This is a genomic window from Paenibacillus sp. FSL L8-0436, assembly GCF_038593025.1.
In the GTDB taxonomy this organism is placed as follows: domain Bacteria; phylum Bacillota; class Bacilli; order Paenibacillales; family Paenibacillaceae; genus Paenibacillus_AQ.
Genome location: NZ_CP151955.1, coordinates 4,418,464 through 4,434,908, shown reverse-complemented (window position 1 = coordinate 4,434,908; position 16,445 = coordinate 4,418,464). Strand labels below are relative to the sequence as shown.

Genomic DNA, 16,445 nt, shown 5'->3' with positions numbered 1-16,445 from the left:
CCGGATTTTCATGAGTATGGATTTTATCGAAGCTATGAATGAACTGGAGAGGGAGAAAGGCATCAGCAAGGATGTGCTGTTTGAAGCCATCGAAGCTGCGCTGATCTCCAGCTATAAACGCAATTTTAATGCGGCGCAAAACGTGCGTGTGGACATGAACCGCAACACAGGCGTAATCAAGGTATTTGCCCGCAAGCTGATTGTTGAAGAGGTTCTGGATACCCGGACCGAAATCTCACTGCCGGCTGCACGGGAAATCAACCCGCACTTCCAGCTTGAGGATATCGCTGAGCTTGAAGTAACGCCACGCGATTTCGGCCGTATTGCTGCCCAGACTGCCAAGCAGGTAGTCACCCAGCGTATTCGTGAAGCGGAGCGCGGACTTATCTATAACGCTTTTATCGACAAGGAAGATGATATCGTTACCGGGCTTGTACAGCGCCAGGATATGCGCAACATCTATGTTGACCTTGGCAAAATCGAAGCGGTTCTGCCGCTCAGCGAGCTGATGCCTGGAGAAAAGTTCAAGCAAAGCGAGCGCATCAAGGCTTATATCACCAAGGTGGAGAATACGACCAAAGGGCCGCAGATTATGTTGTCCCGCAGTCATCCCGGATTGTTGAAGCGTCTATTCGAGCTGGAGGTTCCGGAAATTTTTGACGGCGTGGTTGAAATTCGTTCTGTGGCCCGCGAAGCAGGCTTCCGTTCGAAAATTGCTGTCTTCTCGCGCAATCCCGAAGTGGACCCGGTTGGCTCCTGCGTAGGTCCAAGAGGCACACGCGTGCAGACCATCGTCACAGAGCTGCGCGGCGAGAAAATTGACATTGTCCGTTATTCTGAGGCTGTACAGGAATATGTGGCCAACGCGCTCAGCCCGTCCAAAGTGCTTGAAGTTCAAGTCTTTGAAGCGGAAAAAATGGCCCGTGTCATCGTGCCTGATTATCAATTGTCGCTGGCGATCGGCATCAAGGGGCAGAATGCCCGTCTTGCTGCTAAATTGACCGGCTGGAAAATTGATATCAAGAGCGAGACCCAGGCAGAGCAGGAATACGGCAGACCTAGAACGGTAAGCGATGAAATGCATCAGGATTCCGTCTCCATTGATTAATTAACCTGCTCACTAGAGGGGAGGCGTTTATGATGAAGCAAAGAAAGGTGCCGCTGCGCAAGTGCGTTGCCAGCCAGGAGATGATGCCCAAAAAAGAGCTGATTCGCGTGGTTAGAACGCCCGAGGGCGAAGTGCTGATCGACCTGACAGGCAAAAAGTCAGGCCGGGGCGCTTATATCTGCGGCAAGCTTGAATGCTTTAAACTGGCACAAAAGAATAAAGCACTTGACCGTGCGTTAAAATGTCAAGTGAGTCCTGAAATCTATGCCCAGCTTGCCCGGGATTTTGCATCCGTGGAGGAGCAATTTTTGGCAGCAAAGGATAGTGAGGACGATGAGTAAGGCACTTTCTTATTTAGGGCTTGCGATGAGAGCAGGCAAGATTGTCACCGGCGATGAGGCCGTGCTTAAAGCGGTACGGTCTTCAGAGGCGAAGCTGGTCGTTCTGGCAGGTGACGCTTCAGATAATACCCAAAAAAAGTTCCGTGATAAATGCGGAACCTACGATATTCCACTAGTAATCGCATTTCACCGGGATGAACTCGGTGCAAGTATTGGTAAAGACCAGCGCGTTGTGCTGGCCGTTACGGATAAAGGATTCGCGGAAATGATCTCTAAGCAACTCGGAGATACTGTCGGAGGTGGAGTTATTGACTAAAGAAGACAATAAAGATAAACTGCGCGTGTATGAATACGCGAAGTCTCTGAACATGAGCAGTAAAGAAATTATTACAATTCTGAAGCGTTTGGATGTCCCTGTGAATAATCATATGAGTGTCATGGAGAATGGCTCTGTGACCAAAGTAGAACAGTTCTTCAAGGATATTAAGTCAAACGCTGCAGCCAAGCGGGATCCCGGCACCAGCAGCCGTCCGGTAACTACCGGCTCGGTAACAGCCGAACCTCAAAGTGCTCAGAATGCCAACAAAAATCAACCGGAAAAGCAGGTAGGTATGAACAGTAACCAAAACAACAACCAATCGACGACGTCCCCAAGGCCCCAAAGCGGACAAGATTCCCGCAGAACAACAACAGGCTCCACTCAAAATTCCCGCCCTCAGGGCAGCTCCACTGGCAGCCGTCCGCAAGGCAGCTCCACTAGCAGCAGCCGCCCGCAAGGCAGCTCTACTGGCGGCAGCCGCCCGCAAGGCAGCTCCACTAGCAGCAGCCGCCCGCAAGGCAGCTCTACTGGCAGCAGCCGCCCGCAAGGCAGCTCTACTGGCGGCAGCCGCCCGCAAGGCAGCTCTACTGGCGGCAACCGTCCGCAAGGCAGCTCGACCGGCGGCAGCCGCCCGCAAGGCAGCTCTACTGGCGGCAACCGTCCGCAAGCTCAAGGCGGTGCACCACGCACTGGCGAGAACCGTCCGCAAGCTCAAGGCGGCGGCACCGGCGGAGACTTCTCCCGCGGCGGTGGCGGTGACAGAGGCGCTAAGAGAAACACTACAGGCGGCAGACCGAACAACAACAGCGGCCAAAAGCGCTTTGAAGACGGCAAAGGCGGCAACTACCGCGGCCGTGGCGGCAAGAACAACCGTGGCAGAAACCAGTCAATGGAACGCCGCGAGAAGATTGACAACACACCGAAGAAAATTATCGTACGCGGCAGCATGACCGTTGGTGAAACTGCCAAGCTGCTTCATAAGGATGCTTCTGAAGTGATCAAGAAGCTGATCTCGATGGGTGTTATGGCAACCATCAACCAGGAACTTGATATTGACACCATTCTGCTGCTGGCCGGTGAGTTCGGCGTAGAAGTTGAAGTGAAGATTCCAGTGGATGAAGACAGCTTCGAGACCGTTGAAGAGAACGACTCCGAAGAGGATCTTCAGGCTCGTCCTCCGGTAGTAACGATCATGGGTCACGTTGACCATGGTAAAACAACACTGCTAGATGCCATTCGTTCCACGAACGTAACTGGCGGCGAAGCTGGCGGAATTACTCAGCATATCGGTGCTTATCAAGTTGAAATCAACCACAAGAAAATCACATTCCTGGATACACCGGGTCACGAAGCGTTCACCGCGATGCGTGCTCGTGGTGCCCAAGTAACAGATATGACGATTATCGTAGTTGCTGCCGATGACGGTGTAATGCCTCAGACGGTGGAAGCCATCAACCATGCGAAAGCCGCAGGTCTTCCGATTATCGTTGCAGTCAACAAAATCGACAAGCCGGGTGCAGACCCTGATAAGGTGAAGCAAGAGCTTACAAGCTATGAGCTGGTTCCGGAAGAGTGGGGCGGAGATACCATCTTCGTTAACCTGTCCGCCAAACAGCGCATCAACCTGGAAGAATTGCTGGAAATGATTCTGCTCGTTGCTGAAGTGAATGAGTACAAGGCTAACCCGGACAAACGGGCACGCGGTACTGTAATCGAAGCTGAGCTTGACAAGAACCGTGGACCGGTTGCCCGTATTCTCGTGCAGAACGGTACGCTGAAAGTCGGGGACGCTTTTGTAGCAGGTAACTGCTTCGGACGCGTACGCGCCATGGTTAATGACAAAGGACGCAAGATCAAGGAAGCAGGTCCTTCCACACCAGTGGAAATTACCGGTTTGACTGAGGTGCCTCAGGCAGGCGATCCGTTTATGGCCTTTGAAGATGAGCGTAAAGCCCGTGCTATCGCGGACAGACGTTCTACAACCCAGCGCCAGTCCGAGCTGAACACGAATACCCGTGTAACCTTGGATGACCTGTTCAAGCACATCAAGGATGGCGAGATCAAAGACCTGAACGTAATCATTAAAGCGGACGTGCAGGGATCGGTTGAAGCGCTGAAAGGCTCTTTGGCCAAGATCGAAGTCGAAGGTGTACGCGTGAAGATCATTCACAGCGGTGCAGGTGCCATTACGGAATCTGATATTACACTCGCTGCTGCATCCAATGCTATTGTTATCGGCTTCAATGTTCGTCCGGATGCCCAGACGAAAGCGGCTGCCGAGCAAGAAAAAGTGGATGTTCGTCTGCACAACATCATCTACAACGTAATTGAGGAAATTGAAAGTGCGATGAAAGGGATGCTTGATCCGATCTATAAAGAGAACGTTATCGGTCATGCAGAAGTGCGCAACGTCTTCAAAATCAGCAAAGTGGGTACCATTGCAGGTTGTATGGTTACTTCCGGTAAAATTGCCCGCAATGCCGAAATGCGCTTGATCCGCAGCGGTATCGTTGTCTTCCAAGGCAAGATCGACACCTTAAAACGTTTCAAAGATGATGCCAAAGAAGTGGCGCAGGGTTATGAATGCGGCATAACTTTGGAACGCTATAATGACGTCCAAGAGGGCGACATTATCGAAGCGTTCATTATGGAAACGGTAGAGCGCTAAGCGAAGAGGTGAATATAGATGTCTAAAATCAGAGCGGGACGGGTTGGCGAACAGATCAAGAAAGAGCTGAGCCAGCTTATCCAAAGCGGACTGAAGGACCCGCGCATCGGGTTCGTAACAGTAACCGGGGTAGATGTAACGAACGATCTCTCGCAGGCCAAGGTATACCTGAGCGTGTTCGGAGACGAAGAGCAGAAGAGTGATTCGCTAAAAGCGATTGAGAAAGCCAATGGCTTTCTCCGCTCCGAGCTTGGCAAGGCGATCCGCCTGCGCCACACGCCTGAGCTGATCTTCAAGATGGACGAATCCGTTGCTTACGGAAGTCATATTGAGAAGCTGCTCGGCGAGATCGGCAAGAACGAAGAAAGTTAGGAAACATAAAGGAGACGGCGAATGCAGAGCTATGAACAAAGTCTCCAGCAGACCCGTAAGTTTCTGCTGGAACACGACGATTATCTTGTAGTGTCGCATGTTCAGCCGGACGGAGATGCAGTCAGCTCCACCCTCGCGGTGGGCTGGCTTCTCTCATGTCTGGGCAAAAAATATACTATGCTGAATGAAGGCCCGATTCCCAAACGGATGGAATACTTATGGCATGCCGATGAGATTGTCAATCTGGCGGACGGTGAATTGCCCCGGACGTACAGTAACGTCATTTGCGTCGATTGTGCAGATTTTCAGCGTGTGGGGCTGACCCAGCGCTTTTTTGCTCAGGATGCCCTTATCGCAAACATTGACCATCATCCCACCAATAACGGTTACGGATTCGTTACGCTGATTAAGCCGGACGCTGCTGCGACTGCGGAAATTTTGTTCGACCTGCTGAAGACGTTTGAGGTGGAATGGGATATAGATATTGCTACAGCAATTTATACAGGATTACTGACCGATACCGGCGGCTTCCGCTACACCAATACCTCGCCTAAAGTGATGGCGGCTGTCTCTGAGCTGCTGGCACTGGGAGTTAACGGCCCCGAGCTGGCGGAGACGTTGCTGGAGGAAATGACATTAGCTCAGGTGAAGGTGCTGAACCGGGCACTGAACACTTTGCAATTAACTCCGCAGGGCGATGTTGCCTGGGTTTATGTAACACCACAGGATATGCTCGAATGTAATGCCGCCAATGAGGATCTTGAAGGCATTGTTAATTATCCGCGTAATATCCGCGGTGTGGAGGTCGGCATGCTGTTCAAGGTCATCGATGAGACTGCTGTGAAGGTCAGCCTGCGTTCGGCCGGCAAGGTCGATGTCGCGGCGTTGGCTCAAGTCTTCGGAGGCGGCGGACATACCCGCGCAGCAGGTGCCCGGGTTGAGGGTACGCTGGAGCAGGCAATACCACGGGTGCTGGAGGAGGTCAGACGTCTTTTATGAGTGAGCTTACAGGTGTTTTGGCGGTTTTTAAGCCGGCAGGGTACACTTCACATGATGTTGTAGCCAAAGCCCGGCGGATTCTTGGCATGAAGCGCATCGGACACACCGGAACTCTGGATCCTCAAGTGACAGGCGTATTGCCGCTTTGTCTTGGAAGGGCAACCCGGGTTGTGGAGTATATCCAGGAGCTGCCTAAGGAATATGTGGCCACACTGAGACTAGGTATGGCAAGCGATACCGAAGACTTAACCGGAACCATCACGGAAACTGTAAATGAAGTGAAAGTTACCGGGGAAGAAGTTCTGGCGGTACTGAACTCCTTTAAAGGAGTAATCTCTCAGGTTCCCCCGATGTACTCAGCGGTGAAAGTGGAAGGTAAACGCCTCTATGAGCTGGCTAGAGAAGGCAAGACTGTAGAGCGCAAGAGCCGTGAAGTGGAGATTTACGAAATTGAGATGACGGATATGGTGTACAGCGGCAATTATCCCGATATTACCTTCCGTGTGCTGTGTTCCAAGGGTACATACATCCGTACGCTTTGCGTAGATATCGGCCGGGCGCTTGGAGTGCCCGGTGTGATGGTCAAGCTGGAACGGACGATGTCCGCAGGGATATCTGCCAGTCACTGTCTAACTCTTGAGCAAATTGCCGAGCATAAAGAAGCAGGCACACTCGATGAACATCTCATTGCGGCGGACGAAGCGATTTCTCATCTGTCCCGACATTCGGTAATGGATGAGAAGAGGAAGGCAGCCCTGCAGGGGCAGCGCCTTTCAACACGTTACGTAGCACCTGAAGTAAAGCAGGCCGGACATTTCCGGTTGTATGATCTACAGGGAGAGTTCCTGGGCATTTATGAATTGGATGACACAGGAGCTATAGCCCCTGTAAAGGTATTCGCACAAGCATAATATTAATTTTATTAGTGAATTGTAGGTGAGAACCAGCGTGAGAACCGTAACCTTAAGTTATCCAATGCCAGCGGAGACCGCAGCGCAGTGGGCGCAGCCGCAAGTGACTGCCCTGGGCCAGTTTGACGGACTGCACCGCGGACATGCCAGCGTCATTACTTCCGCTGTAGCTCTGGCCCGTAAACAAGGCGTACCGGCAGCAGTCATGACCTTTCATCCTCATCCCAAGGATGTAATGGGCAAAGGTGACTATGATGGATATTTGACCCCGGCGAAGGACAAGCAGGAATTGCTTGCCGGCATGGGGGTCGATATTTTGTATATAATTGAATTTAATGAGCAGCTATCCCGGGTTAGCCCGCAGGATTTTGTCTCTGTAATGCTGCTGCCGCTGCATATTGTAACTGCAGTTATCGGCTTCGATTTCCGCTTTGGCTACATGGGCGAAGGGGATGCCGATATGCTCCGAGAGCTGGGGAACGGTGTGATGAATGTGGAGACAGTGCCTCCTTTTCTGCTTGAAGGAGAGAAGGTAAGCAGCTCCGGCATTCGGAAGAGCCTTCAGAACGGAGATCTAACCCTGGCCAACGCATGGTTTGGGCGCTGCTATCATCTGCGCGGAGTTGTAGGGCACGGGGAGAAGAGAGGCCGAACGATTGGTTTTCCGACTGCAAATCTTCAGCTCGAAGACCGTTATGTCATCCCGGCTAAAGGGGTGTATGCAGTGCGGGTCTTTTATAAGGAAGACGTACTGTACGGCGTAATGAATGTCGGCGTGAAGCCTACGTTCCATGAGGGGATGATTGCCCCGAGCTTTGAGGTGCATCTGTTTGATTTTGCAGGAGACATCTATGAAGAGGAACTTAAGGTAGAACTGGTCTCCTTTATCCGGCCTGAGCGTAAGTTTGAGTCGATTGATGCCCTGATTTCACAGATTGCTGCAGATGCCGAAACGGCCAAAGAGCTGCTGGGCTATCATTCTTAATCTGCACGGGACAAGCCGTTTACTTTTCTTTCCGATAATGCTATACTGATTAACGTTGCTGGAAAAACAGCATCATAACCATAGCTTGGTTGCTCGTTCTCACCGACGGTGACGAGGCTACTGGCGATTATAATGAAGGAGGTGAACAGGATGGCATTGACTCAAGAACGTAAACACCAATTGATCGACGAGCACAAAACTCATGAATCCGATACTGGATCCCCTGAGGTGCAAGTTGCTATCCTTACGGAGAACATCGTTAATTTGACTGACCACTTGCGTACGCACAAGAAGGATCATCATTCCCGTCGCGGATTGCTGAAGATGGTTGGACAACGTCGTAAACTGCTGGCGTATTTGAAGAACAAAGACATCAGACGTTACAGCGCCCTGATCGAAAAACTGGGATTGCGTCGTTAATTTTCCATAAGATTACCCTTAAAGCAGCCTGGTTGTATACCGTATGTCCTTCTCGGAGCGACAGCGGGACAGCCGGGTTGCTTTTTGAAAATTTAGAGAAAACTTTTACAATTAGGCTAGCTTAACTTATTCGCAAAAACGGCTATTTTACCTCTTATGGAGGACAAGCCGTTTTTGCTTGTATAAAACATAGAGAACCGGCCCTTGACCCCAAAGTGATCAAGACATCCGTTTCACCAATGACAATCATTGAACCTGCGATAATGTACAGCGGGTCTACTACCATTCAAGGAGGGATTTTATGGAACAACGTGTAGAAATGCAGCTTGGCGGAAGACGCCTTGTGCTGGAAACAGGCCGTCTGGCCAAACAAGCGAACGCAGCCGTAATGGTTCGTTACGGAGATACTGCTGTATTGTGTACGGTTACAGCGTCAAGCGAACCTAAAGATCTGGATTTTTTCCCGCTTACGGTTAACTATGAAGAAAGATTATACGCAGTGGGTAAAATCCCGGGTGGATTTATTAAACGCGAAGGCAGACCGAGTGAGAAGGCTATTTTGTCCAGCCGTCTGACTGACCGTCCGATTCGTCCGCTGTTTCCGGAAGGATTCCGCAATGACGTGCAAGTACTGAATATGGTTATGAGCGTGGATCAGGATTGTGCGCCGGATATTGCTGCTATGATCGGTACTTCCGCAGCACTCAGTATTTCCGATGTTCCTTTCAATGGTCCTATCGGCGGTGTGGCTGTCGGCCGCATTGACGGTCAATTCATCATTAATCCTGACGTTGCACAGCAGGCGGCAAGTGACATCTACGTGGTGGTAGCGGGAACTAAAGACGCCATCATGATGGTGGAAGCGGAAGCCAATGAAGTGCCGGAAGATGTAATGCTGGAAGCCATCATGTTCGGTCATGATGAAGTCCGCAAGATCGTAGCAACAATTGAGCAGCTGGTAGCAGTTGCAGGCAAAGAGAAGATGGCTGTGAAGCTGCATGCGGTAAACGCTGATGTCAACACAGCGGTTCGCGCTTATGCGGAAAGCCGTCTCGTAGATGCCGTGAAAATTGCCGAGAAGCATGCCCGTCAGGATGCCATCGACTTGGTCAACAATGAAACGGTGGAGTATTTCGTAGAGAAATACATAGAGACACCTGAACTTCTTAAAGATGTGAAGGAAGTCCTGCATGATATCGTGAAGGATGAAGTCAGACGTTTGATTACACATGATAAGGTTCGCCCGGATGGCCGCAAGCTGGATGAAATTCGTCCGATTGAATGCGATACTTCTCTGCTTCCGCGTACGCACGGATCCGGACTGTTCACCCGTGGACAGACACAAATTCTTAGCGTATGTACACTGGGTGCACTGGGTGATGTACAGATTCTTGACGGTATTGATCCGGCAGAAACCAAACGGTTCATGCATCACTACAATTTCCCTCCGTTCAGCGTAGGGGAGGCACGTCCGCTTAGAGCACCGGGACGTCGCGAGATTGGCCACGGAGCCCTTGGAGAACGCGCGTTGTCCAAAGTCATTCCTAGTGAAACCGAATTCCCGTACACCATCCGTTTGGTATCTGAAGCGATTGAATCCAACGGATCTACTTCCCAGGCAAGTATCTGCGCGAGCATTCTGGCAATGATGGATGCGGGTGTGCCGATCAAAGCCCCTGTAGCGGGAGTAGCGATGGGTCTGATTAAAGATGGAGAGCATGTCTCGATCTTAACGGACATTCAAGGAATGGAAGATCATCTTGGCGATATGGACTTCAAGGTAGCAGGTACGGCTGAAGGTGTAACGGCGATCCAGATGGATATCAAAATCGACGGCATCGACCGTAAAATCCTGCAGGATGCTTTGCAGCAGGCTAAAGAAGGACGTATGTTCATCTTGGGCAAAATGATGGAGGCTATCTCCGAGCCTAGACCAAGCTTGTCCAAATACGCTCCTAAGATCATTATCATCAATATCAATCCGGACAAGATCCGTGATGTTATCGGTGCAGGTGGTAAGATTATCAATAAAATCATTGAAGAAACCGGCGTGAAGATCGACATCGAACAGGATGGCCGTGTCTTTATCGGATCTTCGGACGAAGAAATGATTCAGAAAGCCCGCGGCATTATCGAAGGCATTGTGCGTGAAGTGCAGGTCGGCGAAATTTATGTGGGTACCGTTAGACGCATTGAGAAGTTCGGCGCATTTGTTGAACTGATTCCGGGTAAAGACGGATTGGTGCATATTTCCCAGCTCTCCACTGATCGCGTAGCCAAGGTGGAAGATGTAGTTGCCATCGGCGACACCATCACTGTAAAAGTTACCGAAATTGACCAGCAGGGCCGTGTGAATCTATCGCGCAAAGCGGTATTGACTTCGGAAAGCGGAGCAAAGGCGTAAGCCGGCCTCACCCTTTTGGCAAAAGCGTCAATTGTATAATTGAGAAGAGACAGAAGCGTATGCATTCTGGCTCTTTTTTAAAAATATAGGAATTTATATGCTTCACGCTATAAATTATCCTTATATTTCTCACTGAAACGGATACCTTCCCTTTAAGGACAGCTAAGCCGTTTCCACTTGATATAACGATGTATCTGGATTATCTTTGCAGCCCGGGCCCCACTTTGTGGGGTTATTTTAATTTGCTTCAAGTGCAGGCTGTATGCATATTCTTCTCCAAACTTACATAGGCTGGGACAAAGCGTCCTAGCACCCTGTGCGGGACGAGCGTGAGACGTTTCTGCCGGGGAGGAAAGGCGTCATGAAGACGGAAAAAGCAGCGCTTGTGCTTGCTTGTATTGCTGTGGTAATCGGTCTTGGCAGTACATACGGACCGGTGAAGGAAATGCTGGCTGAGCTTAAGCCGCAGGATGGGCTGGCTGTGTGGAGTAACATTCCGAAAGAGCGTGGTCAGGAGCTGCGTTCTTTGATTGAGAGCAAAGCGGCTAAGCTGAATGCCGCACCGGTGGATGCTGCCGTGGACCGGGTGTGGAAGGCAATTCCGGGTTATAATGGCCTTGAGGTTGATGTAGAGGCCACGTACCGTAATACACTGCTGCAGGGGCCGGGAGAGGGCCTGAAATGGGTGTACCGGCAAATCCCGCCGAAGGTGTCACTGAATGATCTGGGTGCTCACCCGATTTACCGGGGCAATCCCGCCAAGCCGATGGTCTCGCTGATGATCAATGTAGCATGGGGCAATCAATTCATTATACCGATGCTTAACATTTTGGATGAGGAAAAGGTGAAGGTGACCTTTTTTCTGGATGGAAGCTGGCTTAGCCATAACCGGGAGCTTGCGGCCGAAATGCTGAAGCGAGGGCATGAGATGGAGAATCATGCGTATACCCATCCCAATATGAGCACTTTAAGCCGGGACCGGGCGACCGCCGAGATTGAGAAAACAAAGAGTCTGCTGAAAGAAAGTCTTGGAGTAACCAATATCTGGTTTGCGCCTCCGTCTGGTGATTTTGATCAGGAAACAGTGGATATCGCCGCCTCACTGGGGCTGAAAACGGTGCTGTGGACACTGGATACCGTTGATTGGCGCAACCCTTCTCCAGAATCCGTTGTCGCCAAAATCAGCAGCCAGTCCGAGCCGGGCACATTGATATTGATGCATCCGACAGCTTCCTCCTCCAAAGCGCTGAGAGGCATGATCCGGGGGATTAAGGCTGAAGGTCTTCAGCTGGGTACGGTCAGTGAAACATTGTCAGCGGAGCGGCTGGCCCCTTCAGAAGTTGAGTGAGCGGTTAATTTCTGGTAGGATAAGAGTCGCGCGTAACAAATACAAAGATAGATACAGGGCTATGCCAGGAGGACGTAGAAGTGGAAAAAATAGTATTATCGAACGGCCTGCGGGTGGTTACGGAGAAAATTCCTACCGGACGCTCCGTTTCCTTTGGAATCTGGGTCAAGAACGGCTCCCGCAATGAGAACCCGCTGAATAACGGGATTTCCCATTTTATCGAGCATATGCTTTTTAAAGGCACCGACCGGTTCAGTGCCAAGGATATTGCCGAGCAGTTTGATGCGATTGGCGGCAACGTCAACGCATTTACCTCGAAGGAATATACATGTTATTATGCAAAAGTATTGGATGAGCATCTGCCCATCGCCGTGGATGTGCTGTCCGATATGTTCTTCCGCTCGCGGATTGATGCCGAAGAGCTGGCCAAGGAGAAAAATGTCATCCTGGAGGAAATCGCCATGTGCGAGGATACGCCGGATGATCTGGTACATGATCTGATGTGCGCCGCGGCGTACGGCGAGCATCCGCTGGCTTATTCCATTCTGGGCTTGAAGGAACGGCTGGCGGACATGACGGCCGATGATCTCCACGCGTATATGAAACAGCAGTATACCATTGAGAATACGGTGATCAGCGTAGCAGGCAATATCAATGACGGGCTGGTTGAACTGTTGGAGGCCCATTTCGGATCATTCGATAACCATGGTGAATCCGCGCCTTTGACAGCTCCTGATTTCCATGGCGAACTGCTGTTTCACCGCAAAAAGACGGAGCAAAACCATATTTGCCTCTCCCTCCCGGGTGTAGAAAGCGGCGGACCGCTGCAATATGCCATGGTGCTGCTGAATAATGCCATCGGCGGCGGAATGAGCTCCCGAATGTTCCAAGAGATTCGCGAAAAACGCGGGTTAGCCTATTCCGTCTACTCCTATCACAGCTCCCAGGCAGACAGCGGCCTGTTCACCGTCTATGCCGGCACTGCGCCGAAGCAGACCAAAGAGGTGACGGAGCTGATCAAGGAAATGATGCATGATCTTGCCGTTAACGGTCTGAGCGAAGATGAACTGAGAAAAGGCAAGGAGCAGCTCAAGGGAAGCCTGATCCTCAGCCTGGAGAGCACCAGCAGCCGGATGAACCGGATCGGCAAAAATGAGCTGATGCTTGGAAGGCATGATACACTTGACGATATGATCGCCAAAATCGGACTTGTCACCATGGATGATATCAATCGATTACTGGACCACATGTTTGCTGAGCCCCTCGCATTAGCGATGGTCGGCTCCTCTGATAAAGCTATTGCCAATGTTAGGAGAGATGATCTTGTCTTATTACGTTCAAATTAACAAACTGTCCGGCAACGAGGATGTGCTGCTGCCCCGCAAAATGTCGGAGCAGGCTTCCGGCTATGACCTGTATGCGTCTGTGGACGGTGAGGTTGTGCTTGCTCCGGGTGAGCGCGCCCTGATCCCTACGGGAATCTCACTGGCGATGCCGGACGGGCTGGAGGCGCAGATCCGTCCGCGCAGCGGCCTTGCTCTAAAGCACGGCATTACCTGCCTGAATACCCCGGGGACGATTGATGCAGATTACCGTGGTGAAATCAAAGTTTTACTGATTAACCTGGGTCAGGAGCCGTTTGCCATCGCACGCAATGAGCGGATTGCCCAAATGGTGTTCCAGGCCGTGCCGTCCGTGAACATGGTGGAAGTGGACGAGCTGTCCGAGACACAACGCGGCGCCGGAGGCTTTGGCCATACGGGCAAATAGCAGGCGGAAATTTTGTTTTACTCATACCTGGAGCTTGCGGATGTAGCCTGTAAAGGCCTTCTCCGCAGGCTTTTTTTGTTGAATTGACCTTAAATTGAGTTAATCCATTTATCAGTTTCTCCTGTATTTCTTCTCTGCTCTTCACCCATGGGCGGTCCCCGGCATAAGATGCTTTATAGTCGATAGTGTATGTGGAAAGGAGCGTCATCCCTATGCTTACTGGCATCAGGATCGTGTTCCTGGGCGGGGACGCGAGACAGATTGAAGTGATTCGGAAATGTGTGGAAATGGATGCGACGGTAAGTGCTGCCGGATTCGATAAGTGGGAATCCCCTAGCCCGGGGGTGAACCTGGAAGAGCTGTCGGCAGAGCTCTTAGGCAATGCGGATGTGCTGGTACTGCCAACCGTTGGTTGTGATGATGAAGGGATTATCAATGCGCTGTTCTCCTCTCACCGTCTGCAGCTGCTGGATGAGCACATCGCTGCGATGCCGTCCCGATCCACGGTGTATACCGGTATGGCCAAAAGCTACTTGCGCAGTTTGTGCGCCAGACATTCACTAAAGCTGGTGGAACTGCTGAACCGGGACGATGTGGCGATATACAACTCCATCCCTACAGCAGAAGGCGCGCTGGTTATGGCCATTCAGAATACCGATTTTACTATTCATGGTTCTACATCGATGGTACTCGGAATGGGAAGAACCGGGTTTACGATGGCGCGGGCACTTCAAGGGCTCGGCTCCAGCGTAAAGGTGGGGGTAAGAAGACAGGAGCATTATGCGCGGGCGGAAGAGATGGGCTGGAAGCCTTTTATGACAGGTGAGCTGCTGCTTCATGTGCCGGATGTTGATCTAATCTTCAATACCATCCCAAGCATGATTATTACCGCGCAGGTGTTATCCCGCCTTCAGAGGCACTGCGTAATTATTGATTTGGCCTCCGCCCCGGGCGGATGTGATTTCCGCTATGCGGAGAAGCGCGGGATTAAAGCGATGCTGGCTCCGGGATTACCCGGGATCGTTGCCCCCAAGAGCGCCGGAATTATTATGGGTAGTGCGCTGGTACAGTCGATATCTGACGAGACTTCAATCAGGGGGGACGAATAAATGGATTGGCATGGTAAAACAGTAGGTTATGCAATTACCGGTTCACATTGCACTTTTGCCGAAGTGATGCCGCAGATTCAGCGCTTTATGGACGACGGTGCAAATGTGGTGCCGATTGTTTCCGCATCGGTGCTGAACACGGATACCCGCTTCGGCACATCGGAAAATTGGTTAAAACAGTTGAAAGATATAACAGGGAATGATATCATTTCTACAATTGTTGAAGCGGAACCGCTGGGTCCTTCCAAGCTGCTGGACGTTCTGACGATCGCCCCTTGCACGGGGAATACGACGAGCAAATTGGCGAACGCCATGACAGACAGCCCCGTACTGATGGCAGCAAAGTCCCAGATGCGTAACGGTCGGCCGCTAGTGCTGGCCATCTCCACGAATGACGGCCTTGGCCTGAATGCGGCGAATATTGCAAAGCTTTTGGTAGCCAAACATATTTATTTTGTGCCGTTCGGCCAGGATAATCCTGTAGGCAAGCCCAACTCGCTTGTAGCGCGTATGGATCTCATACCCGAGGCCTGCTACGCAGCTTTGCAGGGCAATCAGCTGCAGCCGATGATTATCGAACGGTTTCATTCAGCATAATTAGCATGTTTCGGTATAGTAATCATGCTCGAACATAGGCTTCACTTTTGCCGCCCTCATTCTGAGGGCGGTTCAGCTCTTTTTTAGCATTCCAAAGGTTGGACCTGGCTGCGCCTATTGTCATTACTTGATTTGGGCAGGTCCCGTGCAATTAGAAAGGAGCGTCATCCTTATGTTTACTGGCCTCAGGATCGTGTTCCTGGGCGGGGACGCAAGACAGCTGGAGGTCATTCGTAAATGCGTAGAGATGGATGCGACGGTAAGCGCCGCCGGGTTTGATAAGTGGGAAACTCCAAGTCCGGAAGTGAACATGAGTCAGCTTTCGGCCGGGCTGCTCAGCAGCGCGGATGTGCTGGTGCTGCCTACGGTGGGGTGTGACGAGGAAGGAAATATTAATGCCGTATTTTCCTCGGATCGCCTACAGCTGCTTGACGAACATATCGCGGCGTTGCCGCCGAACTGCACAGTGTATGCCGGTGTAGCCAAAAGTTATTTACGCAACCTGTGCGCCAGACATTCGATTAAGCTCGTGGAACTGCTGAACCGGGACGATGTGGCGATTTACAACTCCATCCCAACAGCAGAGGGTGCACTGGTTATGGCTATCCAGAATACCGATTTTACAATTCACGGCTCCTCTTCGATGGTGCTCGGCATGGGCATTACGCACGTGCGGAAGAGATGGGCTGGAAGCCATTTATGACCGGAGAACTGCTGCTGCATGTACCGGAGGCTGATCTCATCTTTAATACCGTACCGGGCATGATTATAACCGCGCAGGTACTTTCACGTCTTCAGAAGCACTGTGTAATTATCGATCTGGCCTCCGCCCCGGGCGGATGCGATTTCCGCTATGCAGAGAAGCATGGAATCAAGGCGTTGCTGGCTCCAGGTCTGCCTGGAATGGTTGCCCCAAAAAGCGCAGGGATGATTATGGCTAATGCGTTGGTGCAGTCGATATCGGACGAGACATTGCGCACAGCGGACAATAAATGAATGGGCTTATAAATGAGTAGGTTATATTATTACTTTCAATCCGCTTCAATCTGCTAAGAGGAAGGTTTGACCAATATTCAGCATTTCAAAGTAAAGTT

General features: G+C 51.2%; 14 protein-coding genes and 2 pseudogenes. All 16 read left to right on the top strand.

Features of this window, described 5'->3' with window-relative positions; all coding sequences use genetic code 11:
• Positions 1 to 10: 10 nt before the first annotated feature.
• Positions 11 to 1,108 carry a transcription termination factor NusA gene (gene nusA / locus NSS79_RS20115; RefSeq protein WP_038593421.1) on the top strand — a complete coding sequence of 366 codons (1,098 nt, stop codon included), beginning with the start codon at positions 11 to 13 and terminating at the stop codon, positions 1,106 to 1,108.
• Between the two features lie 32 nt (positions 1,109 to 1,140).
• The gene (locus NSS79_RS20110; RefSeq protein ID WP_038593419.1) at positions 1,141 to 1,449 is read left to right on the top strand and encodes a YlxR family protein; all 309 of its coding nucleotides are present in this window, start codon (positions 1,141 to 1,143) and stop codon (positions 1,447 to 1,449) included.
• Positions 1,442 to 1,760, top strand: a pseudogene (locus NSS79_RS20105) (YlxQ family RNA-binding protein); the annotation flags it as partial. The gene NSS79_RS20110 and the pseudogene NSS79_RS20105, both read left to right, overlap by 8 nt.
• The gene (gene infB, locus NSS79_RS20100) at positions 1,758 to 4,436 is read left to right on the top strand and encodes a translation initiation factor IF-2 (RefSeq protein ID WP_342440411.1); all 2,679 of its coding nucleotides are present in this window, start codon (positions 1,758 to 1,760) and stop codon (positions 4,434 to 4,436) included. The pseudogene NSS79_RS20105 and the gene infB, both read left to right, overlap by 3 nt.
• 18 nt (positions 4,437 to 4,454) lie before the next feature.
• On the top strand, positions 4,455 to 4,808 hold the full coding sequence (gene rbfA / locus NSS79_RS20095) for a 30S ribosome-binding factor RbfA (RefSeq protein WP_076110082.1): 354 nt from the start codon (positions 4,455 to 4,457) through the stop codon (positions 4,806 to 4,808).
• A gap of 21 nt (positions 4,809 to 4,829) precedes the next feature.
• Positions 4,830 to 5,807 (top strand): bifunctional oligoribonuclease/PAP phosphatase NrnA, encoded by a 978-nt coding sequence (locus NSS79_RS20090; RefSeq protein ID WP_038593408.1) that lies wholly within the window; start codon positions 4,830 to 4,832, stop codon positions 5,805 to 5,807.
• Positions 5,804 to 6,718: a tRNA pseudouridine(55) synthase TruB gene (gene truB, locus NSS79_RS20085; RefSeq protein ID WP_342435858.1), complete on the top strand. Its 915-nt coding sequence runs from the start codon at positions 5,804 to 5,806 to the stop codon at positions 6,716 to 6,718. The genes NSS79_RS20090 and truB overlap by 4 nt, the downstream gene beginning before the upstream one ends.
• Before the next feature lie 37 nt (positions 6,719 to 6,755).
• Positions 6,756 to 7,703 carry a bifunctional riboflavin kinase/FAD synthetase gene (locus NSS79_RS20080; RefSeq protein ID WP_038593402.1) on the top strand — a complete coding sequence of 316 codons (948 nt, stop codon included), beginning with the start codon at positions 6,756 to 6,758 and terminating at the stop codon, positions 7,701 to 7,703.
• Between the two features lie 150 nt (positions 7,704 to 7,853).
• Positions 7,854 to 8,123 carry a 30S ribosomal protein S15 gene (gene rpsO, locus NSS79_RS20075; protein WP_019910460.1) on the top strand — a complete coding sequence of 90 codons (270 nt, stop codon included), beginning with the start codon at positions 7,854 to 7,856 and terminating at the stop codon, positions 8,121 to 8,123.
• Positions 8,124 to 8,424: 301 nt separating this feature from the next.
• Positions 8,425 to 10,527: a polyribonucleotide nucleotidyltransferase gene (gene pnp, locus NSS79_RS20070; protein ID WP_342435857.1), complete on the top strand. Its 2,103-nt coding sequence runs from the start codon at positions 8,425 to 8,427 to the stop codon at positions 10,525 to 10,527.
• A 361-nt stretch (positions 10,528 to 10,888) separates the two neighbouring features.
• Positions 10,889 to 11,875: a polysaccharide deacetylase family protein gene (locus NSS79_RS20065; RefSeq protein WP_342435856.1), complete on the top strand. Its 987-nt coding sequence runs from the start codon at positions 10,889 to 10,891 to the stop codon at positions 11,873 to 11,875.
• Positions 11,876 to 11,955: 80 nt separating this feature from the next.
• On the top strand, positions 11,956 to 13,221 hold the full coding sequence (locus NSS79_RS20060; protein WP_342435855.1) for a pitrilysin family protein: 1,266 nt from the start codon (positions 11,956 to 11,958) through the stop codon (positions 13,219 to 13,221).
• A complete protein-coding gene (dut, locus tag NSS79_RS20055) occupies positions 13,199 to 13,645 on the top strand; it encodes a dUTP diphosphatase (RefSeq protein ID WP_342435854.1) in 447 nt (148 codons plus the stop codon). Before NSS79_RS20060 ends, dut begins: the two co-directional genes overlap by 23 nt.
• Before the next feature lie 212 nt (positions 13,646 to 13,857).
• The gene (dpsA, locus tag NSS79_RS20050; protein ID WP_342435853.1) at positions 13,858 to 14,754 is read left to right on the top strand and encodes a dipicolinate synthase subunit DpsA; all 897 of its coding nucleotides are present in this window, start codon (positions 13,858 to 13,860) and stop codon (positions 14,752 to 14,754) included.
• On the top strand, positions 14,755 to 15,351 hold the full coding sequence (locus tag NSS79_RS20045; protein ID WP_038593383.1) for a dipicolinate synthase subunit B: 597 nt from the start codon (positions 14,755 to 14,757) through the stop codon (positions 15,349 to 15,351). It abuts the gene before it with no gap.
• Between the two features lie 172 nt (positions 15,352 to 15,523).
• Positions 15,524 to 16,347: pseudogene (locus NSS79_RS20040) on the top strand (dipicolinic acid synthetase subunit A).
• Positions 16,348 to 16,445 lie beyond the last annotated feature (98 nt).